Origin of the sequence: Gracilibacillus sp. YIM 98692 (assembly GCF_010993965.1) — a bacterium.
Lineage (GTDB): Bacteria > Bacillota > Bacilli > Bacillales > Amphibacillaceae > Gracilibacillus.
Window position 1 is genome coordinate 1 of sequence record NZ_WIXM01000040.1, and the last position, 20,538, is coordinate 20,538.

17 protein-coding genes and 2 other annotated features are annotated in these 20,538 nt (G+C 37.9%); of the genes, 16 read left to right on the forward strand and 1 reads right to left on the reverse strand.

What is annotated here, in order from left to right; translation table 11 throughout:
* The first annotated feature begins 591 nt into the window (after window positions 1–591).
* The 10 genes from GHD00_RS19045 to trpA all read left to right on the forward strand — a co-directional run bounded on the left by GHD00_RS19045 (window position 592) and on the right by trpA (window position 11,154).
* A complete protein-coding gene (locus tag GHD00_RS19045) occupies window positions 592–1,353 on the forward strand; it encodes a LysM peptidoglycan-binding and 3D domain-containing protein (RefSeq protein ID WP_163539796.1) in 762 nt (253 codons plus the stop codon).
* Window positions 1,354–1,560: 207 nt separating this feature from the next.
* Complete coding sequence (locus tag GHD00_RS19050; RefSeq protein ID WP_163539797.1) at window positions 1,561–2,850, forward strand: Gfo/Idh/MocA family protein; 1,290 nt, start codon at window positions 1,561–1,563, stop codon at window positions 2,848–2,850.
* Between the two features lie 401 nt (window positions 2,851–3,251).
* The gene (locus GHD00_RS19055; RefSeq protein WP_163539798.1) at window positions 3,252–3,800 is read left to right on the forward strand and encodes a 3-dehydroquinate synthase II domain-containing protein; all 549 of its coding nucleotides are present in this window, start codon (window positions 3,252–3,254) and stop codon (window positions 3,798–3,800) included.
* Between the two features lie 120 nt (window positions 3,801–3,920).
* Window positions 3,921–4,171, forward strand: a binding site (T-box leader).
* Between the two features lie 68 nt (window positions 4,172–4,239).
* Window positions 4,240–4,461 (forward strand) — a binding site (T-box leader).
* 326 nt (window positions 4,462–4,787) lie between these two features.
* Complete coding sequence (trpE, locus tag GHD00_RS19060) at window positions 4,788–6,167, forward strand: anthranilate synthase component I (RefSeq protein WP_163539799.1); 1,380 nt, start codon at window positions 4,788–4,790, stop codon at window positions 6,165–6,167.
* The gene (locus GHD00_RS19065; RefSeq protein WP_163539800.1) at window positions 6,164–6,751 is read left to right on the forward strand and encodes an anthranilate synthase component II; all 588 of its coding nucleotides are present in this window, start codon (window positions 6,164–6,166) and stop codon (window positions 6,749–6,751) included. The genes trpE and GHD00_RS19065 overlap by 4 nt, the downstream gene beginning before the upstream one ends.
* On the forward strand, window positions 6,748–7,770 hold the full coding sequence (gene trpD, locus GHD00_RS19070) for an anthranilate phosphoribosyltransferase (RefSeq protein WP_163539801.1): 1,023 nt from the start codon (window positions 6,748–6,750) through the stop codon (window positions 7,768–7,770). Before GHD00_RS19065 ends, trpD begins: the two co-directional genes overlap by 4 nt.
* Window position 7,771: 1 nt before the next feature.
* Window positions 7,772–8,551: an indole-3-glycerol phosphate synthase TrpC gene (gene trpC / locus GHD00_RS19075; protein WP_163539802.1), complete on the forward strand. Its 780-nt coding sequence runs from the start codon at window positions 7,772–7,774 to the stop codon at window positions 8,549–8,551.
* A gap of 3 nt (window positions 8,552–8,554) precedes the next feature.
* Window positions 8,555–9,181 carry a phosphoribosylanthranilate isomerase gene (locus GHD00_RS19080; RefSeq protein WP_163539803.1) on the forward strand — a complete coding sequence of 209 codons (627 nt, stop codon included), beginning with the start codon at window positions 8,555–8,557 and terminating at the stop codon, window positions 9,179–9,181.
* Window positions 9,168–10,373: a tryptophan synthase subunit beta gene (trpB, locus tag GHD00_RS19085; RefSeq protein WP_163539804.1), complete on the forward strand. Its 1,206-nt coding sequence runs from the start codon at window positions 9,168–9,170 to the stop codon at window positions 10,371–10,373. The genes GHD00_RS19080 and trpB overlap by 14 nt, the downstream gene beginning before the upstream one ends.
* Window positions 10,366–11,154 carry a tryptophan synthase subunit alpha gene (gene trpA, locus GHD00_RS19090; RefSeq protein ID WP_163539805.1) on the forward strand — a complete coding sequence of 263 codons (789 nt, stop codon included), beginning with the start codon at window positions 10,366–10,368 and terminating at the stop codon, window positions 11,152–11,154. The genes trpB and trpA overlap by 8 nt, the downstream gene beginning before the upstream one ends.
* 276 nt (window positions 11,155–11,430) lie before the next feature.
* Here the strand turns inward: trpA and GHD00_RS19095 are convergent, their stop codons facing one another.
* Window positions 11,431–13,053, reverse strand: a complete 1,623-nt coding sequence (locus tag GHD00_RS19095) for an ABC-F family ATP-binding cassette domain-containing protein (protein ID WP_163539806.1) — start codon at window positions 13,051–13,053, stop codon at window positions 11,431–11,433.
* A gap of 136 nt (window positions 13,054–13,189) precedes the next feature.
* On the opposite strand from GHD00_RS19095, the gene GHD00_RS19100 reads away from it, so the two are divergent.
* The 6 genes from GHD00_RS19100 (at window position 13,190) to GHD00_RS19125 (ending at window position 20,531) form a co-directional block, all read left to right on the forward strand.
* Entirely contained in the window at window positions 13,190–14,074 is an 885-nt protein-coding gene (locus GHD00_RS19100) for a helix-turn-helix transcriptional regulator (RefSeq protein WP_163539807.1), read from the forward strand.
* Window positions 14,075–14,189: 115 nt separating this feature from the next.
* Window positions 14,190–15,488, forward strand: coding sequence for an alpha-glucosidase/alpha-galactosidase (melA, locus tag GHD00_RS19105; RefSeq protein ID WP_163539808.1), 1,299 nt, complete (start codon window positions 14,190–14,192; stop codon window positions 15,486–15,488).
* 683 nt (window positions 15,489–16,171) lie between these two features.
* Entirely contained in the window at window positions 16,172–17,197 is a 1,026-nt protein-coding gene (locus GHD00_RS19110; protein ID WP_163539809.1) for a LacI family DNA-binding transcriptional regulator, read from the forward strand.
* 210 nt (window positions 17,198–17,407) lie between these two features.
* Window positions 17,408–18,682 carry an ABC transporter substrate-binding protein gene (locus GHD00_RS19115; RefSeq protein ID WP_163539810.1) on the forward strand — a complete coding sequence of 425 codons (1,275 nt, stop codon included), beginning with the start codon at window positions 17,408–17,410 and terminating at the stop codon, window positions 18,680–18,682.
* Between the two features lie 89 nt (window positions 18,683–18,771).
* A complete protein-coding gene (locus tag GHD00_RS19120) occupies window positions 18,772–19,701 on the forward strand; it encodes a carbohydrate ABC transporter permease (protein WP_163539811.1) in 930 nt (309 codons plus the stop codon).
* Window positions 19,701–20,531 carry a carbohydrate ABC transporter permease gene (locus tag GHD00_RS19125; RefSeq protein ID WP_163539812.1) on the forward strand — a complete coding sequence of 277 codons (831 nt, stop codon included), beginning with the start codon at window positions 19,701–19,703 and terminating at the stop codon, window positions 20,529–20,531. Before GHD00_RS19120 ends, GHD00_RS19125 begins: the two co-directional genes overlap by 1 nt.
* Window positions 20,532–20,538: the final 7 nt, after the last annotated feature.

Here is a 20,538-nt window from a genome sequence, read left to right on the forward strand (position 1 = left end):
AGCCGTCCCCACTAGACGCGGAGTGTTCTACCGGAGCGATAGGGGCAGCTCATGTTTTAAGTAGAATAGAACACAAAAAAGTCCTCCTAAAAAATGGAGGACTTTTTCAGTGGCTTCCTGCTCTTCCCCCAGGAGTCTCGCATTTTTTCACAGCTTGGATTAGTGCTCGTTTTAAGTGAGAAAAATCATAGTTCTTACTACTCACTAGCGGAAGAAATATACGAAGACTCCTGCGGGAACAGCACGGGCTGAAAATCCCGGAGGCAGCGGGGTTCTGCCGAGGAAGTTGAAGCCGTGCCCGCGGAAAGCGAAGTATATTTCTGTAGCGGTGTTTATACACTCACACCATACTATTGCACAGTTTTGTTCTACTGTGTAGTAAACATGTAAGAAAAATAAAAGTTTAGTAGAAAAGTGAAAAATGTTACAAGAATACGTATAAAAAACATCATTGTTGCCCAATAATGACAAATATGACAAGCTGATTCGTTACATGTAATCAATGTTACAAACTTTTAATTTGGCTGTAACCACAAGTGTTACTTTGCTATGTTATGATACAGCTTGTCAACATGAAAGGAGGCAACAATGATGAAAAATGTATTCTTGTCATTTGCTTTTGTCGCATCTAGTTTTCTATTTGTTATCCCGCTATCCGCTGCAGAATATGAAGTTATAAAAGGAGATAGTTTATGGAAAATAGCAAAAGACCATGAAACTACTGTTAAGAGTTTAAAAGACATCAACCGGCTAGATTCAGACTTAATTTTTCCTGAACAAGTTTTAAAGATAGATAGAGAAATAACATATCGGATTAAAAAGGGTGATACATTAAGTGGTATTGCTGTAGAGCATGGTGTTACCATTGATGACTTAAAAGGTTGGAATGGTTTAGAGTCTAACCTTATTATCACGGGAGACGAGTTAAAGATTATATTACCTGAGGGTCAAGAAATACCGCCTGAAAGAGTAGTGGAAGCACAACAAACCAAACGAGTACAAACGCAAGCCGAATCAACTGCTCAATCAGCAGAGCCTGTATCAACAAGTACGGAATCTTCAAAACAAACCATGGCTGTTACGGCAACAGCATATACCGCTACTTGTGATGGATGTTCTGGTATTACTGCAACAGGTGTCAACTTGCTGGAAGATCGCGACAAAAAAGTGATCGCCGTTGACCCAAGTGTTATCCCTCTAGGAACTAGAGTACATGTAGAAGGATATGGAGAAGCAATTGCTGCCGATACTGGTGGCGCCATTAAAGGAAATAAAATTGACGTACATGTCCCAACAAAACAAGAGGCGTATAACTGGGGTGTACGTGAAGTAAAAGTAACGATACTTGATTAAACTAAAAACCTTCTCCCTTGAGGTGAGAAGGTTTTTCTTTTATTTAAGATATAAAATTGCAGATTTAGCAAGAATTCAAATAAAAACAAAAAAAATCACAGATTAATAGTTGCTATTTTTCTAAAGATCACTTATAATTTTAACAACGTTGTTATTATTGTATTTATTGATAGCGATTTCATTTATTTTAGGGGAGAGTGTTTCGTAATGAAAAAATATGTATTAGTCGGTACTGGTGGGCGTGCAGAGTTCTTTTATGGAGCGATTGTTCGTGACTTTCAAGAGACTTGTAACTTAGTGGCATTTTGTGATTCGAATCAAACCCGTTTAAATTATGCAAACAAATTATTAGAAGAAAAGTATTCTGTGTCTAAAATAAACACGTATACATCGGATCGCTTTGATGAAATGATCGAGGAAGAAAAGCCAGACATTGTGATTGTAACTTCAGTTGACCGAACCCATCACCGTTACATCATTCGAGCTATGGAATTGGGCTGTGATGTGGTAACAGAAAAGCCTATGACCGTTGATGAAGAGAAGACGCAAGAAATTATTGATGCAATTGAACGCACCGGCCAAAATGTTCGTGTAACTTTTAATTATCGATATGCACCACACAATACAAAAATTCGCGAATTAATCCGTGATGGTGTGATTGGGGAAGTGAATTCTGTACATTTTGAATGGGCACTAGATACACAGCATGGAGCAGATTATTTCCGTCGTTGGCATCGTGATAAGCGAAATAGTGGTGGTTTGCTAGTTCACAAATCTACACACCATTTTGATTTGGTAAACTTCTGGTTGAATTCAGAGCCGGATACAGTTTATGCAACGGGCGGCCTGCGTTTCTATGGGAAAGAAAATGCTGAACGTCGTGGTGAGACGAAATTTTATCAGCGAGCACATGGAAGTGAGCATGCGAAAGATGATCCGTTTGCAATAGACTTAGAGAAAAATGAGCATCTAAAACAAATGTACTTAGATGCAGAAAAAGAAGATGGTTATCAACGAGATCAGAGTGTTTTTGGTGATGGAATTAGTATAGAGGATACTTTAGGTGTTGTCGTAACGTATAAAAATAAATCCATTTTAACTTATTCATTAAACGCTTATTTACCTTGGGAAGGATTTCAAATCGCCTTTAACGGAAGTAAAGGACGCATCGAAGTACAGGTGCGTGAACAATCTTATATCAATTCTGGCGGGGAAAAAGGAGACGAAGGAAAACTGGATCAAAAAGTGCTGAGAGTACTGCCTATGTTCGGTGAACCATATGAAGTAGAAGTAGAAGAAGGAGAAGGAGGACATGGCGGTGGTGACCCTGTATTATTAAATGACTTATTTGGGGTGCCGGAAGAAGATGAATTCAACCGTGCTGCTTCTCATATAGATGGTGCGATTTCCATATTAACTGGTATTGCAGGTAATAAGTCATTACGGACAGGCCAAGCTGTAAAAGTAGATGAATTAGTAGATTTAAAACGCAAATAATCAAAAAAAGGCAGCCGTATTCATGATAGAATAGGCTGCCTTTTTGAAAGTATAAGGAAAGAAAGAATTACTATAAACGTAATAAATAAAGTGTTGATCAGCTAGAGAAATAATCTCTTGACATTGGATACACTCTTAATTGAGAAAACCAAGTCGTATTTTATTCATTTCTTCTATTGCTCCTGCTTCATTTCAATTATATCATCATTTACAGCATGGTTCGCATTGCTATAACCTAATACACTGAAGCCAACAATTAATAGAAGAAATAACATCATTAAAAATTTTCTCACTTGTTATCCCTCCCATATTTCATCCAAATATATTGTAAACGATTATCCATCGATTAGCTATGCTATAATTGTGTAAAAAAGTACAATTTTTTGAACGGGGGTAAAAATATGGAAGAAAAATGGCAGCAGGCAGAAGTAGTGAGTGCAGATTTGATAGGAGAGGGGTCCCGAATTTGCCTTGATTTTGTGGATAGATTAGCTCCAACAGAGGGAATCCTTTTAGGTAATACAGGTCATGGATATTTCTTTGTTTTGGCGGAGAATAGAATCACTGATACATATCCGGCGCGTCCGTTTCGTATAAATTGCGGGGCGATCCATCATTATTTACTGAAAGACGAAGATAAAACAGCATATTTAGCAGAGATTAAACCAGGCGATCGAGTAACCATTTACTCAATAACAGGTGAAACTCGTCAGCTTGCAGTTGGAAGAGTTAAAATGGAAAAGCGCCCATTAATAAGAATCGTAACAAAAGTAGGAGACAAAGAAATTTCAGCAACCTTACAGGAGGCGGATAGTGTCCATGTAGTAACAGAAGGTGGTGAAGAAAAGCAAGCTTTATCACTGGAAAAAGGAGACCGTATTTTAGTATTTACAGATGATCCTGGACGTCACCTTGGTGATAAAATAGAAGAAGATATAACAGAAATATAATTTTTAGTTTGACATAGTACTCTGTGTTGATATAAGGTTTTTGTAAATTTTCTGAAAATAACAACATAGGTCATTGACAAAAAGGAAAGTGCGTACTATGATAGTATCAACAATTCAAATTACTTGGCAATGACGAAGAATAGTAGCTTGATCAAAGCACTAAAGAGAGCTGGTGGTTGGTGTGAACCAGTGTGTGTGATAAGCGAATGGACTTCAGAGCTCCAAACCGAACGGTTTACTAGTAGGCTTTGGCGAGAGCCCCACTCGTTGCAAATGGGATGCGTTTATTAGCGTAAATAGCTAGACGTAAAAAGTGAGCTGCTTTGGATGCAGTTAATTAAGGTGGTACCACGGGTTTCCTCGTCCTTTTTGGGATGTGGAAACCCTTTTTGTATATGTATAAAATGAACGGAGAAAGATGAAATCAGAATATATGATCGATAAATCGGTGAGAAGGATGAGTACAAATGCTTCCTGTATAAAAGAGAGCCGGGGTTGCTGAGATCCGGTATACACAGCGTTTGGAATGGACCTTCGAGAGTGCTCTGGAATATTAGTATAGAGCAACGCGTCATCTGCGTTATCGGATGGAAGAGCGGGAGGCTGTAATAATCAGTACTTCAAATAGAGGTGGCACCGCGGTTTTCAAACCGTCCCTATATATACTACTAGGTATATATAGGGACTTTTTTAGTATATATGAGCTGTGGGAAAATACGAGACTCCTGGGGGAACAGTGGCAGCGTGAAGACCCCGCAGTGAGGGACGAGCGAGGAGGCTGAACCATCGCCCGCGGAAAGCGAGTATTTTTCCACAGCGGAGACATAGCGCTCATTTTGTAAAAGACTTGGTGTCAACCAAATTTTTCCTATATCAGTTGAAAGGCGTACAAGGCTTTAGTGAGAAAAGAACACAAGCCCTACAGGCATAGTTTATAAATAAAAATTCTAAAACGAGAGGAAACCCTAATAAAGGAGACGATGAAAAATGGTGGATTATAAAAGTACAACGTTAAATGGTGACACGATAACTCCGATTTCTGTCTTTAATCGTTTGAAAGGAAAGAAGAAATTTCTATTAGAGAGTTCTGTAAGCCATGGTGATAAAGGTCGATTTTCTTTTATTGGAGTTAACCCGTACAAAGAAATCATCGGGTCAGAAGAAGAGACAACAGTAATCGATCATGTTTCCGAAACAAAAGAAGTCGTGAAACAGCTACCTTTAGAAGTGGTGAAAGCACATATTCCGAATGAATCATTACCATTACCATATGTGTTTTATGGTGGTGCCGTAGGTTATATCGGTTATGATGTCATTCGTCAATATGAGTATATTGGTGAATTACTTGATGATGAAATTGACATGCCGGATGTTCACATGATGTTTTATCAGGACATCATCGTATTTGATCATCGAAAACAAAACATTACCATGTTAACCATTAACCTTGATGGAACGAGAGATGAAAAGCAATTAGAAAATGATTTACACACTATGCAGGATCAAATTTGGACACCGGATGCGACCATGACAGATGAGGCGTTACATGTGCAGTTCGCTCCATCCATTGACAAGGAATCTTTCGTAGAGATGGTAGAAACAGCGAAAAAGCATATTGTTGACGGTGATATCTTCCAAGTTGTTTTATCACAAAGAATGAAAGCAACTTTTGATGCAGATCCATTCACTTTTTACCGGAAATTACGTGTCGCAAATCCATCGCCATACATGTATTTTATTGACTTTGATGATTATATTGTTCTTGGTGCTTCACCGGAAAGTTTAATTAAGACAACAGGAAATCACGTTGTAACAAATCCAATTGCAGGAACGCGTCCTCGCGGAAAGACAGAGGAAGAAGATCAACAGTTAGCAACAGAACTGTTAGCCGATGAAAAAGAGTTAGCAGAACACAAAATGTTAGTGGACCTTGGACGAAATGATCTTGGCAGAGTCTGTGAAGTCGGATCCATTATCATTCCCAAATATATGGCGATTGAAAGATATCAGCATGTGATGCACATCGTATCAGAGGTGCACGGGCAGTTAACATCCTCTTACTCTGGGTTGGATGCATTAGTATCGACATTACCAGCTGGCACGGTTTCCGGAGCACCGAAGATTAGAGCGATGCAAATTATTAATGATTTAGAAAACAAAAAACGTGGTGTTTACTCAGGAGCTGCTGGCTATATTAATATGAACGGTGACTTAGACCTCGCCTTAGCGATTCGAACAATGGTAATTAAAGGGGAGCAGGCATATGTTCAGGCAGGAGCAGGCGTTGTATATGATTCTGATCCCGAATCGGAGTACCAAGAGACATTAAACAAAGCCAAATCATTATTGGAGGTAAGTAAAAAATGATACTTCTTATCGATAATTACGATTCGTTTACTTATAATTTATTTCAATATATTTCAGAACTTGGTAAAACGGTAGAAGTGGTGCGTAATGACAAAATTACATTACAGGAAATAGAAAATAAAAATCCAGAAGCCATTATTTTATCTCCTGGTCCAGGGGCTCCAGAAGATGCAGGTATTTGTATTGATGTCGTCAAACAGCTTGCTAGTAAGTTCCCTATACTAGGTATTTGCCTAGGACATCAAGCGATCGGTGCTGCATATGGGGCAAATATCACACATGCTGGCCAGATCAAGCATGGCAAAACATCGATGATTCGTCACCAAAATGATGAGATTTTTAATTATTTGGAACAACCACTTGAGGTGATGCGTTATCACTCTTTAATTATTGATCAAGAAACCATTCCTGATCCGTTACTGATAACCGCAACAGCAATGGATGATCAAACAGTGATGGCAGTAAAACACACTTACTTACCGGTTTATGGTCTGCAATTTCATCCAGAATCTATTGGGACGTCGAAAGGAAAGCAATTATTACAAAACTTCTTTAATGCTATTAGAAAGGAGACAATGTCATGAAAACTTATTTAAATAAAGTGTTGAATAAAGAAAATTTAACGATAGAAGAAATGGAACAAGCGGCAAGAATAATGTTTGAAGAAGATACAAGTGATATTGCTATTGGTGCATTTTTAACTGCATTACGAGCAAAAGGAGAGACATCAGATGAGATAGCAGGATTAGTAAAAGTAATTCGTGAAAAATCATTTACATTGCCGACTGAATTGACTGGTGTCATGGACAATTGTGGTACTGGAGGAGATCAGTCGCAAAGCTTTAACATTAGTACGACTTCAGCATTTGTTATTGCTGGTGCAGGAATTACAGTGGCGAAGCACGGAAATCGCAGTATCTCAAGTAAAACAGGCAGTGCAGATGTTTTAGAACAATTAGGTGTATCACTCGACTTAACTGCAGAACAAACACATGACATCTTAAAAGAAAACGGAATTGCTTTCTTATTTGCTCCAAATGTCCACCCTGCAATGAAAAGAGTCATGACAGTACGGAAAGAACTAGGAGTACCAACTATTTTTAATTTAATTGGTCCTTTGACAAATCCAGTTGATTTAACAACACAAATTTTAGGGACTTATCGTCGGGATTCTCTAAATATTATGGCTAATGCGCTTAATAAGCTTGGCAGGAAAAGAGCGATTGTTCTAAATGGAGCTGGCTATATGGACGAAGCCTCTTTAGCTGGAGAGAACCATTTGGTATTATTAGAGCATGGAGAATTAATGCAGTTTAAATTAACACCAGAAGAAGTAGGTTTGCCAGAAGTTGATAATGATGCGATAAAAGGCGGGGATGCCAAGGAAAATGCTAATATTCTTCGTCGAGTACTAGAAGGGGAACAGGGACCTCATCGCGATACTGTCCTATTAAATGCAGGATTAGGTATTTTCGCCAATGGAAAGGCTAAGACGGTACAAGAAGGTGTATCGCTTGCTGAACAGTCCATTGACTCTGGTGCAGCATTAGAAAAACTAAACCGTTTAGTAGACTATAGCAATCAAATGAAACAAGAGGTGTAACATGACCATATTAGATAAAATTCTAAAAGAGAAGGAAAAAGAAGTTGCACAATTAAAAGAAAACTATCAGCCTGGTGATTTACAAGCCGATAAATTAGATATTTCTTTGTATGAAACATTTATAAAGGCAGAAAAAATGAGTATTATAGCCGAAATGAAGCGAGCATCCCCATCAAAGGGGTTGATCAATGATGGAGTGGAGCCTGCAGAACAAGGACGGTTGTATGAATCGTGCGGAGCGGGAGCCATTTCTGTATTAACAGATGAACCTTTTTTCAAAGGCACCATGGCAGATATGCAAGCGGTACGAGCAGAAGTTAATATCCCAGTATTGAATAAAGATTTTATTATCGATGAAATACAAATCGATCGAGCAAAAGATGCAGGCGCTAATGTGATTTTATTAATTGCAGCAGCTCTATCTCCAGAGCGACTCGCTGAGTTGTATGCTTATGCAGAGAACAAAGGGTTAGAGATTTTGTTTGAAGTGCACAATGAAGAGGAAATGGAAATAGCCAAATCCATAGGGGCTAAAATTATTGGGATTAATAACCGAAATTTAAAAACCTTTGAAGTAGACTTAGCAGTAACCGAACGTTTAGCAAAAATGGTGGATACAAGTGAAGTTTTATTAATCAGTGAAAGCGGGATGAAGCAAAAAGCGGATGTTGAAAGAGTAAAGAATGCAGGTGCAAAAGGTATTTTAGTTGGAGAAACAATGATGCGTTCCGTTGACCTAAAGGAAACTTTTGACATGTTACGTGTCCCGTTAGGAGAGTAAATCATGGTACAAGTCAAAATTTGTGGATTAACCAATAAAGAAGCGATAGAAACAGCAGTGGAAGCAGGCGCCGATTTTATAGGCTTCGTTTTTGCTAGAAGTAAAAGGCAACTGACAATCAAGGCAGCGAGTGAGCTTGCCGATTCCGTCCCTTCTCATGTGAAAAAAGTCGGCGTTTTTGTAAATGAATCGCTAAAAACGATACAAGAAATCTCAGATAAGGTCGGGCTAGACTATGTGCAACTGCATGGTGATGAATCACCAGCATTTTGTCGAGAAATAGAGATGCCAGTAATCAAAGCATTTCAAGTAACATCAAGAGCAGACCTGGAACAGATAGTATTATACGACTGTGCCTATTATTTACTGGATAGCCCTGCAGGTAAGTATCGTGGAGGAAATGGCGAAACGTTTGATTGGGCCATGACAAAAGATCATGATTTCTTAGATAAGAAGATCATACTAGCAGGGGGGCTGCATTCAGATAATATAGCAGAAGCCATTAAGGAAGTAAGTCCAATTGGCGTAGATGTATCAAGTGGCGTTGAAACAGAAGGAAAAAAAGATGTCAACAAAATAAAGACGTTTATACAAGCAGCAAAGAAAGGTGATGAAAATGGGAACTTATAATGCACCAAATGAAACAGGACACTTCGGTGCCTTTGGTGGGCGATTTGTACCAGAAACACTGATGCCAGCAGTTTTAGAGCTGGATAAAGCCTATCAAGAAGCCATCAAGGACCCTGACTTTCTAGATGAATTTGATTACTATTTGAAAGAATACGTTGGTCGAGAAACCCCGCTGTATTACGCAGAACGATTATCCAAAAAATTAGGCGGACCTAAAATTTATTTAAAACGAGAAGATTTAAATCATACAGGTGCCCATAAAATTAATAATGCATTAGGCCAAGCCCTTTTAACGAGACGAATGGGAAAGAAAAAGGTAGTAGCGGAGACTGGGGCTGGTCAACACGGTGTCGCCACGGCAACCGTTTGTGCTTTGCTTGGACTAGAATGTGTGATCTTTATGGGCAAAGAAGATGTGCGTCGTCAGAAATTAAATGTTTTCCGCATGGAATTGCTAGGAGCACGTGTGGAGAGTGTCGATCAAGGGAGCGGTACTTTAAAAGATGCGGTAAATGAAGCATTGCGTTATTGGGTTAGTAACGTAGAGGATACTCATTATATTATCGGTTCTGTCGTAGGGCCACATCCATTCCCGCAAATGGTACGTGACTTCCAGAGTATGATTGGTTCCGAAACGAAAAAACAATTCAAGAAAAAAGAAGGTCGCTTACCGGATGCTGTTGTAGCATGTATCGGTGGAGGCAGTAACTCGATGGGCATGTTTCACCCATTTGTGAACGATAAAGAAGTAACCCTATATGGTGTTGAAGCCGGTGGAACAGGTGTAGACACCGGCAAGCATGCGGCGACTTTAACCTATGGAAAACAAGGTATTTTACATGGAACTATGACGTATTTATTACAAGATGAGCATGGCCAAATTGAAGAAGCTCATTCCATTTCTGCTGGGCTTGATTATCCCGGTGTAGGACCTGAGCATAGTTATTTAAAAGAGATCGATCGAGTGAAATATAAACACATTACAGATGAAGAAGCATTAGAAGGTTTACAGGAATTATCACGGACTGAAGGGATCCTTCCGGCATTAGAAAGCTCTCATGCTGTAGCATATGCCATGAAACTGGCAAAAGAAATGACAGAGGAAGAGACAATGGTTATTTGCCTTTCTGGGCGCGGAGATAAAGACGTAGAAACCGTAAGAGAGGCTTTGGGGGGTGAAGCAAATGGGTAAGACCAAAATCGATCAAGCATTTGCTCAAGTGTTAGAGCGAGGAGATAAAGCTTTTGTACCTTATATAATGGCAGGCGATGGAGGACTTGATCAATTAGATGAGCAGCTCAAGCTTTTAGAAGATGCTGGTGCTACGGTGGTTGAATTAGGAATTGCCTTTTCAGATCCGGTAGCAGACGGTCCCACGATTCAGGAAGCGGGACTTCGAGCATTAGAGAATGGGATCTCCTTACATGCTGTCCTAGAACATTTAAAAAAATCAAAAGAAGAGCGTAACATTCCAATTGTGTTAATGACTTATATTAACCCTATTTACTCCTATGGAGTCGAAAACTTTGCAAAAAGTTGTGACGAAGCAGGTGTGGATGGCTTAATCATCCCAGACCTACCATTAGAAGAAGAGAACATCGTTGTTCCTTCGTTAAGGGATTACAACATTGCACTTATTCGTTTAGCGGCTTTAACGAGTACCAAAGAGCGTTTGACAGAATTAGCGAATCGTACAGAAGGTTTTTTATATGCTGTAACGGTGAAGGGTACAACGGGAGCAAGAGCTTCTTTCCAAGATAATCTAGGGGAGCACTTAGCGTCACTGTGTGATCAATGCGATTCTCCAGTACTTGCTGGATTTGGCGTATCCACACCAGAGCATGTTGTTACCTTAACGGAAAACTGTGATGGAGTGGTTGTGGGAAGCAGAATTGTCGACTTACTTCATAAAGGAGAACATGATACCATTAGAGAATTAATCAGTTCCGCCCAAATTTCAAAAGTACAATAAATAATGATGTTAAACATTGGAGCGAACCTACCTTTGAATAAAAAGATTTGTAGATGGGTGCTTATACGACGCCGCGGAAAGATACTCGCTTTCCGCGGGCAACGCTTCAGCTTCCTCGGAAGCAAAAACCACTTCCTGTGGAATCTTCAGCTGTTGCTTTTCCCGCAGGAGTCTCGCATCTTTCCGCAGCTGATTATGCTTTATTGTTAGATCAACAGATTATTTAGAACCAAAGAAAAAAGGCCGTCTTCTCCATATCAGAGAAGACGGCTTCTATTATGCTTCATACATTGCTTCAATTTTATTTTGTAACTCTTGATCGGATACATATTCATCATAGCTGATTTCTTTATCTATGATGCCGCTTGGCGTGATCTCAATTAAACGATTGGCAATACTGTTAATAAATTCATGGTCGTGTGATGTGAAAAGAATAGACCCCTTAAATTTGATTAAACCATTATTTAATGATGTGATGGACTCTAAGTCTAAGTGGTTGGTCGGCTCATCAAATACAAGCACATTCGCATTGCTAAGCATCATTTTCGATAGCATACAACGAACTTTTTCTCCACCTGATAAAACATTCGATTTCTTTAATGCTTCTTCCCCAGAGAAAAGCATACGTCCGAGGAATCCACGTAAGAAAGTTTCCGTCTGATCATCCGGTGAATATTGACGCAACCAGTCTACCAAATTCATGTCATTGCCTTCGAAAAACTTTGAATTATCCTTTGGGAAATAGGATTGAGAGGTGGTCACACCCCATGTGAAGCTGCCTTCGTCAGGCTCCATTTCCCCCATAAGAATATCAAATAGTGCTGTTTTCGCTATTTCATCTCGGCCAACAAATGCAACTTTATCATAAGGCTTCAAGATAAAACTAACATTGTCTAACACCTTTTCTCCATCGATCGTCTTCGAAATTCCTTCCACTCTGAGCAAGTCATTACCAATATCGCGTCCAGGCTGGAATGCTACATAAGGATAGCGGCGAGAAGAAGGTTTAATATCGTCTAACGTAATGTTATCCAACATCTTTTTACGAGAAGTTGCTTGTTTGGATTTAGATGCATTGGCACTAAATCGAGCAATAAAATTTTGTAATTCTTTAATCTTCTCTTCTTTTTTCTTGTTCTGTTCTTTCGCCATTTTTAGGGCTAATTGACTGGATTCATACCAGAAGTCATAGTTTCCTACATAAATTTCAATTTTTCCATAATCTACATCAGCAATATGGGTACACACTTTATTTAAGAAGTGACGGTCGTGAGATACCACGATAACTGTATTTTCAAAGTTAATTAAAAACTCTTCCAACCATTGAATGGCTTGAATATCTAAGTGGTTGGTCGGCTCATCCAGTAATAAAATATCTGGGTTTCCAAATAATGCTTGAGCAAGTAAAACTTTTACTTTTTGTGAGCCAGGTAGATCTGCCATTTGCTTTGTATGCAATTCTTCATCAATACCTAAGCCTTTGAGTAGAATGGCAGCATCGGATTCTGCTTCCCAACCGTTCATTTCTGCAAATTCACCTTCTAATTCTGCTGCACGCATGCCATCTTCTTCTGTAAACTCACCTTTTGCATAAATGGCATCTTTCTCCTTCATTACTTCATATAAACGTGTATGACCCATAATGACCGTTTGCAACACTTGGTATTCCTCATAAGCAAAGTGATCCTGTTTCAGAACAGCCAAGCGCTCATCTTTACCTAAAGATACATTACCAGTTTGTGGTTCGATCTCTCCTGATAATACTTTTAAAAAGGTAGATTTACCGGCACCATTTGCACCAATAAGGCCATAACAATTTCCAGCTGTAAATTTAATATTAACATCTTCGAATAACTTTTTATCTCCAAAACGTAAACTAACATTTGTTGCTTGTAGCATGCTTTAAAATTCCTCCATTATCTCATATCATAAAGCAAGCTTAAGTGATTTAGTCTTGGAAGTCAATTATCAGAGGATTTCTCCTTTAAAAATGGTAAAATAAAGGTGCTAATTTCCAAGCTGTGGAGGGTAAATGATGAAGGGATATGTGAGTCATAACACCTATGGGTTTAAATTCAGGGGAGAACATCAAGAACGTATTGCAGGCATTCATGTCATTGGCAAAGAAAATAGGACAGACTATAATTATAAATGGGATGGTTTAAAGCGTAGTGAGAATGATAGGTTTGTTTTTCAATATACATTAGGAGGTAATGGAGCGATTCGTATTGGAACGCATACTTACACTTTATCAAAAGGAGAAGCATTTTTTGTCAGGCTTCCTAGTGATCATTGCTACTATTTACCAGAGGATTCGCATCATTGGGAATTTATTTTTCTTACATTATATGGAGACGAGGCTAGACACTTTTATGAAAAAATAATAGAAAAACACGGCCATATTTTATCCATGCCATCTCATGTCAAACCTATTAAACATATATTTCGAATACTAGAAAAAATTGAGACAACAGGCATTCATAACGGATATGAGGCATCTAATTATGCCTATACCTTTTTAATGGAATGTATGCATTACTTAGAGCATGTGCAAAAGAGTGATGACGAGGTGCCAGTAGCGATCGCAAAGACTTTATCTTTTATAAAAGAAAACTACCAAAAAGATGTGGGATTAGAAGATATAGTCTCTGTTTCTGGGTTATCCAAGTATCATTTCACTAGACTGTTTCATAAAACGATGAAGGAAACACCGATGCAATATTTAACTAAAATACGTATGCATCATGCACTGGAACTATTACAGCATCGTGCCTTAACGATTGAAGAAGTAGCGCTAGCAGTAGGTTATAGCAATGGCAATTACTTTAGTAAAGTGTTTAAAAGTTTATTAGACATTTCACCAAGTCAATATAGAAACGGAACGTCCTTTATGCCAGTAGACCGCTTGTTCTTAGATTGAAAGAGCAATATTTTACCTATTTCAAATGAATTTACGATTGTAAAAGCGTTTTCCCCAACGTATGATATTAGTATATCTACTACAACATACCGCAATATAATAGGAGGAGAACGATATGTCTAAAATTACATTTTTGGGAGCTGGTAGTACAGTTTTTGCTAAAAATTTACTAGGTGATTGTATGACAGTGGATGCATTACAAGATTTTGAATTTGCTTTATTTGATATTGATCATGAGCGATTAAAGGATTCAGAGATGATGCTTAATAACCTGAAGAAAAGTTTAAACGCTACAGTGAAAGTAGTAGCTTATCATGATCGTAAAGAAGCATTGCGTGGTGCAAAATATGTAATTAATGCCATCCAAGTTGGTGGTTATGATCCATGTACCATTACAGACTTTGAAGTACCAAAAAAATATGGACTTAGACAAACAATAGCAGACACATTAGGCATCGGTGGTATTTTCCGTAACTTGCGTACGATTCCAGTGATGCAGGAATTTGCTCGCGATATGAAAGAAGTTTGCCCAGATGCATGGTTCCTTAATTACACGAACCCAATGGCTGTTTTAACTAATATTATGTTAAAAGAAGGGATTAAAACGGTAGGGTTATGCCATAGTGTACAAGTTTGTGCGAGTGGATTATTAGATTCCCTTGATATGCCGAAAGATAATATTCAATGGAAGATTGCAGGAATTAACCATATGGCTTGGCTGTTGGAAATTACTAGAAATGGAGAAGGCTTATATCCTGAAATCAAGAAAAGAGCTCGGGAGAAGCAAAAAGAAAAACATGATGATATGGTACGTTTTGAATTAATGGAACGTTTTGGCTATTATGTTACCGAATCATCAGAGCATAATGCCGAGTATCATCCATATTTTATTAAAAGTCAGTACCCGGAGTTAATTGAAAAATATAATATTCCGTTAGATGAATATCCGCGTCGTTGTGTTAATCAGATTGAAGAATGGAAAAAGATGCGTGATGACCTAGTTAATGACCAAAACTTACAGCACGAGCGTACACATGAATATGGATCTTACATTATTGAAGCAATGGAAACTAATAAACCATTTAAAATTGGAGGTAATGTACTGAACACAGGTCGTTTGATTTCCAATTTACCGGAGAATGCAGTAGTAGAAGTGCCATGCTTAGTTGATGCAAACGGAGTTACACCAACTTATGTCGGTAATTTACCAGAACAGCTAGCCGCATTAAATCGTACTAATATTAATACACAGCTTCTAACGATAGAAGCAGCCCTTACCAAACAGAAAGATAAAATTTATCAAGCAGCGATGCTAGACCCGCATACTGCAGCAGAGCTATCTATCGATGACATTATCGGGTTATGTGATGATTTAATCGAAGAACATGGTGATTGGTTACCAGAATATAAGTAAACAAAAGCTTATTCAGCCGCCAAAGCGGTTGGGTAAGCTTTTTTATCATAACAGAAAGTATAAAATTTGTTCGTAATATCCATAAACTGTGACATGACTTTGGAAAATTTTGAAATGTCCCTTGAGTGCTATGATACCGCTTCAGAAATATACTTCGCTTTCCAAAGGCCCCACAGCGAACGGGTGTGGTGAGCGAGGAGGCTGAGGTGCTGTCCCCCGGAAAGCGAGTGTTTTTCCACAGCGGGGATTTAGCACTCATTAGTCATTAAATTGGTAAGAGATCCCTATCAGGTTAAGCCCGTTTTTTTTAAAAGGGAAGAAATTATAAAATTTGTTTCGTGTGTTTCGCCTTTTCCAAAACTGTAAGCTTAGGCAGATACAAAGACTTTTATGGGAATGTGAGTATTTGCCCTTAGTGTCAGTTTAATATTTTCATTTAAATAGATACTTGGTTAATGGATTATTTACTAAATATATCGCTGATAAGTATGAGCGACACAAGCTTTTATTAGTGGTGAAACTATAAGAAATTTACTAAATATAATAGATATAAATGATATATTTTACTTAAATCTATTGAAAGCGTTTGTTTTTTGTGCTAATATCTAATTAATTAAATAAATATTTAGTAAATATTGTAACAAATAATTATTTATTTACTAAAAATGATGGGGAATGAGGCTATGGCGACAATCAAAGATATTGCGACACAATCAAAGGTTTCTCCAGCTACGGTATCCCGAGTATTAAATAACGATCAAACGCTTTCAGTTTCTGAGGATACACGTAAACGCATCATGGAGACTGCTGAAAAATTTAACTATCAAACGATTCGTGTTCGAAAGAAACAACAAGATAAACAGGATGAATCTTATAAAGTTGGTATTTTTCTTTGCCAATCCTTAGAGGAAGAGTTAAGTGATCCTTATTTTTTATCAATCAGGCAAGGAGTAGAAAGTGAATGTCAAAATCTAGGCATCGAAACAACTGAAATATATCGAATCCAAAACTTTCAATTGTCCAAGGTTAATGAAGATTTAGATGGATTAATTGTCATAGGTAAGCTTGATACAGAAGTAGTGAAGTTGTTGCAGCAAAAAATTGAATATTTTACTTATATCGATTATTCTCCAAATCCTAATAAATACGACTCAGTAGTGATTAATTTTCAAGATTCTACCAAAACAGCTTTGGATCATTTGCTGCAACTAGGTTATCAAGAAATAGGCTATATCGGTGCACACCAAGCGGAGCATACAAAAGGGAACGATAAAAAACCCTTTGATGATGAAAGATATACCTTTTATAAGCAGAAAATGACGGGACTAGGCAAATACAAAAAAGATCATGTATTTATTGGTGCATTTACTATGACAGAAGGCTATCGTTTAATGAAAGAAGCGATTGCTAATGGTAATTTACCAGAAGCGTTTTTTGTCGCTAGTGACCCGATGGCAGTTGGTGCATTAAGAGCTTTACAAGAAGAAAACATTCAAGTGCCAAGTGATGTTGCTATAGTGAGCTTTGACGATGTGGAAATGGCTAAATTTGCCAGTTGTCCATTAACCACCGTACATGTTCCCACAGAGTTTATGGGAAGAACGGGTGTGAAACTTTTAATGGAAAGACTGGGAGGACGCGAAATTCCTTTGCAAATCACTATTCCAACAGATTTTGTGATTAGAGAGAGTTGTGGAGCAAATGCATAAGGATTTATTCCTTTTAGGAGGTGAGGCTTAGAGTAATGAATGTACCTTGTTTCCTTGGTGGAAAGTATAAAGCACAGCAGCGCTAAATAGACTTTGCCAATATATTTAGAGCTACTATTATCAAATGACGGAACACTTCTATATATAACGAAATAAAGTGCTTAAAACAATGAAGCGATATGATATATACACAAGAAAAGGGGTTTAAAGATGAGAAAATTTTTAAAATCATTTGTCTTTATGACATTCATCACTGTTCTATTAATCGGATGTGGTAGTGGAGATGATAATCATACAAGTGGCCAAGAAAATACGGAAGATGAGGTAACATTATCACTATTTTCTACTGCTACAAGTGAAGGGGATCAAATAGCACTTGAATCAGCAATAGAGAAATTTGAAGAAGAGTATCCGAACATCAATATCGATTATAACTTTCCGGCTGGAGAGTATGAAAGTATGATTCGTGTCAAAATGGCAGCAGATGATATGCCAGATTTATTCGATACACACGGTTGGGCGAAGAACCGCTATGGTGAGTATACGATGGATTTAAGTGATATGGATTGGGTGGAAAATTTAGATCCAGCACTTGATAATATCCTGAAAGATGAAGAAGGAAAAGTATATGCTTATCCTTTAAACCAAGCAAAAGATGGTTTAACTTACAATAAAAATGTGCTCGATGAATATGGTATTAAGCCACCTACTACGTTTGAAGACTTTATGGCAGCGTTAGAAACGATTAAAGAAGATAGTAATGGGGAAGTAACCCCATTTTGGTTAGCAGGATCTGAGAAAAGTCAATTCGGGCAATATTTTGATCAATTTGCATCACCACTACTCGTAACAGACGAGGAAAATGATTATAGTGAAGAACTATTAGATGGATCATTTGATTGGTCCAACTATACTTTCTTACCTGAGAAATTAGAAGAAATGCAAGAGAAGGAATTAATAAATGTAGATGCTTTAACAGCACAAATGCACCAACAGACGCAACTATTAGCACAAGACAAAATTGGTTTTGTCATGGGTACAGTGCCTGTAAGTGCAGTGAAAGAATTAAATCCTGACACAGAGTTAGGGGTTATCCCAGTTCCAGCTATTCATGAAGGAGATGATCCAAGCTGGATTGGCGGTGAACGATTAACTTTCGCTGTATGGGAGGATACAGAGCATCCAGAAGAGGCAAAAACCTTTATTGAGTTCTTAGCACAAGATGAAATGGTAAAAGAGCTAGCAGAAGGAACAGCATTACCGGCAGGTCTAACAAATGCGACAGCAGATATTTATTACTCTGATTATTATGAAGAGTTTTCTGGTGTTATGGTAGAGCCGTACTTTGACCGCATTTATCTTCCAAGCGGTATGTGGGATGTTATGGGAGCAACAGGTCAAGAATTATTATCTGAATCTATGACACCGGGAGATGTTTCAGAAAAAATGGCGGAAGAATACACAAGACTACGAGAACAAGATTAATTAGATAATGGAGCTGTCTCTTCATTCCAGTTGTATGTACATTAAGCTGGATTTGAGGATAGCTTCATTACAAATAGGAGTTGATGAGAATGAGCGAAAAAGTTGTTCGAGCAGCTAAGCAAGTGGAACATAAAGTATCTCGCAAACCGAAAATAGAAAAGAACTCTTCGCTTTGGTGGATGTATTTGCCAGCATTCCTGTTTGTTGCCTTTTTCATTGTTTATCCTTTCTTAAATGGAATTCGCATCTCTTTTACAAATTGGAACGGTTTTTCCCAAGCCTATGATTACATTGGATTCCAACAATACACAAGAATGCTGACAGATCCTGACACCTGGTTAGTTGTACGCAATACTTTGTTATATGGTGTAGGTAGTACCATCTTTCAAAATGCACTCGGTCTTTTGTATGCACTTTTATTAAATCAAAGTATAAAATTTAAAGCGGTAACAAGGACGGTTGTTTATTTACCAGTTATTATTAGTCCGTTAATTATGGGGTATATTTGGTATTTCTTCTTTGCTTATCAAGGCGGTGCACTAAACGATGTTTTAATGTGGTTAGGTTTTGACAAAATCAATGCATTAGGGAATCCGGATATGAATATTTGGATCATCGTATTTGTTAATACATTCCAATTTGTTGGAATTGCGATGATTATTTATTTAGCAGGTTTGCAAAGTGTGTCGAGAGACTTTTATGAAGCGGCAGAAATCGATGGGGCTAGCTCTTTCCAGCAGTTTAAAAATATTACGCTTCCACTATTAATGCCATCTATCACGATTAACATGGTTCTTAACATTATCGGCGGGTTGAAATTATTTGATGTCATCATTTCCTTAACGGGTGGTGGACCAGGTAATTCCTCACAATCTATGTCAACATTTATGTATGATTTATATTTTGCTAGACAAGATGCAGGCTATGCGGCAACCCAAGGTGTGTTAATGATGATAATCATCTTAATCTTAAGTTTATCTGCCCTTGTTTACTTCCGACGTAAGGAGGTCGAAGCATAATGAATTACACATCTACAAAAAAGAAAACCATTCTATCTATTGTAGCGATTATCATTACACTGTTTCACACCATTCCGTTTTATGTCTTAATTACGACATCCCTTAAAGCGAAGGGTGACTTCAGTTCAAAATGGGTTTTTCCGAAGGAGTGGAGTTGGGAGAATTTTAGTGAAGCATGGGGGCAAGCAAATCTAGGTAATGCTTTATGGAATACAACCATTATTACCTTTTTTGCAGCGGTATTATTGATCATTGTTGGTTCTATGGCAGCCTATCCATTAGCTAGAAGACAAACGAGACTGAATAAGTTTATGTATATGTTCTTTGTGGCTATTATGGTAATACCTCCACTAGCAGCATTAGTTCCGTTATACCAATTAGTAGTTAACATTGGCATGATGAACACACATGAAATTGCCATTTTTAACAATGTCGCTGCCTTTTTGCCGTTAACGATATTTCTATATGCAGGTTTTATTCGCTCGACTATTCCAAAGTCGTTGGAAGAAGCAGCTAGAATCGATGGAGCTAGTACGATGGGAATTTTCTTTAGAATTGTCTTTCCGTTATTAAAGCCCGTCACAGCTTCTGTTTTAATTATTGCTTGTGTATTTATATGGAATGATTATCAATTTGCAATTTTCTTCTTGCAAGATAAATCTGTACAAACCATGACAGTTGCTTTATCTAGCTTTTTCGGTGAGAATGCAAACAATTTAAACCTTGTAGCGGCTGCAGCTATTATTGCTATGATGCCAATGGTTATTCTTTTTCTTTTCTTACAAAAATACTTCATTAAAGGGTTGGCATCCGGTTCTGTAAAAGGTTAATGATGAA

Coding starts and splice junctions, on each gene's coding strand:
- GHD00_RS19110 (WP_163539809.1), top strand. CDS start 16,172: ATGGCGACAATCAAAGATATTGCGACACAATCAAAGGTTTCTCCAGCT.
- GHD00_RS19045 (WP_163539796.1), top strand. CDS start 592: ATGAAAAATGTATTCTTGTCATTTGCTTTTGTCGCATCTAGTTTTCTA.
- trpA (WP_163539805.1), top strand. CDS start 10,366: ATGGGTAAGACCAAAATCGATCAAGCATTTGCTCAAGTGTTAGAGCGA.
- melA (WP_163539808.1), top strand. CDS start 14,190: ATGTCTAAAATTACATTTTTGGGAGCTGGTAGTACAGTTTTTGCTAAA.
- GHD00_RS19095 (WP_163539806.1), bottom strand. CDS start 13,053: ATGCTACAAGCAACAAATGTTAGTTTACGTTTTGGAGATAAAAAGTTA.
- GHD00_RS19125 (WP_163539812.1), top strand. CDS start 19,701: ATGAATTACACATCTACAAAAAAGAAAACCATTCTATCTATTGTAGCG.
- trpC (WP_163539802.1), top strand. CDS start 7,772: ATGACCATATTAGATAAAATTCTAAAAGAGAAGGAAAAAGAAGTTGCA.
- GHD00_RS19050 (WP_163539797.1), top strand. CDS start 1,561: ATGAAAAAATATGTATTAGTCGGTACTGGTGGGCGTGCAGAGTTCTTT.
- GHD00_RS19115 (WP_163539810.1), top strand. CDS start 17,408: ATGAGAAAATTTTTAAAATCATTTGTCTTTATGACATTCATCACTGTT.
- trpD (WP_163539801.1), top strand. CDS start 6,748: ATGAAAACTTATTTAAATAAAGTGTTGAATAAAGAAAATTTAACGATA.
- trpE (WP_163539799.1), top strand. CDS start 4,788: ATGGTGGATTATAAAAGTACAACGTTAAATGGTGACACGATAACTCCG.
- GHD00_RS19055 (WP_163539798.1), top strand. CDS start 3,252: ATGGAAGAAAAATGGCAGCAGGCAGAAGTAGTGAGTGCAGATTTGATA.
- GHD00_RS19100 (WP_163539807.1), top strand. CDS start 13,190: ATGAAGGGATATGTGAGTCATAACACCTATGGGTTTAAATTCAGGGGA.
- GHD00_RS19080 (WP_163539803.1), top strand. CDS start 8,555: ATGGTACAAGTCAAAATTTGTGGATTAACCAATAAAGAAGCGATAGAA.
- GHD00_RS19065 (WP_163539800.1), top strand. CDS start 6,164: ATGATACTTCTTATCGATAATTACGATTCGTTTACTTATAATTTATTT.
- trpB (WP_163539804.1), top strand. CDS start 9,168: ATGGGAACTTATAATGCACCAAATGAAACAGGACACTTCGGTGCCTTT.
- GHD00_RS19120 (WP_163539811.1), top strand. CDS start 18,772: ATGAGCGAAAAAGTTGTTCGAGCAGCTAAGCAAGTGGAACATAAAGTA.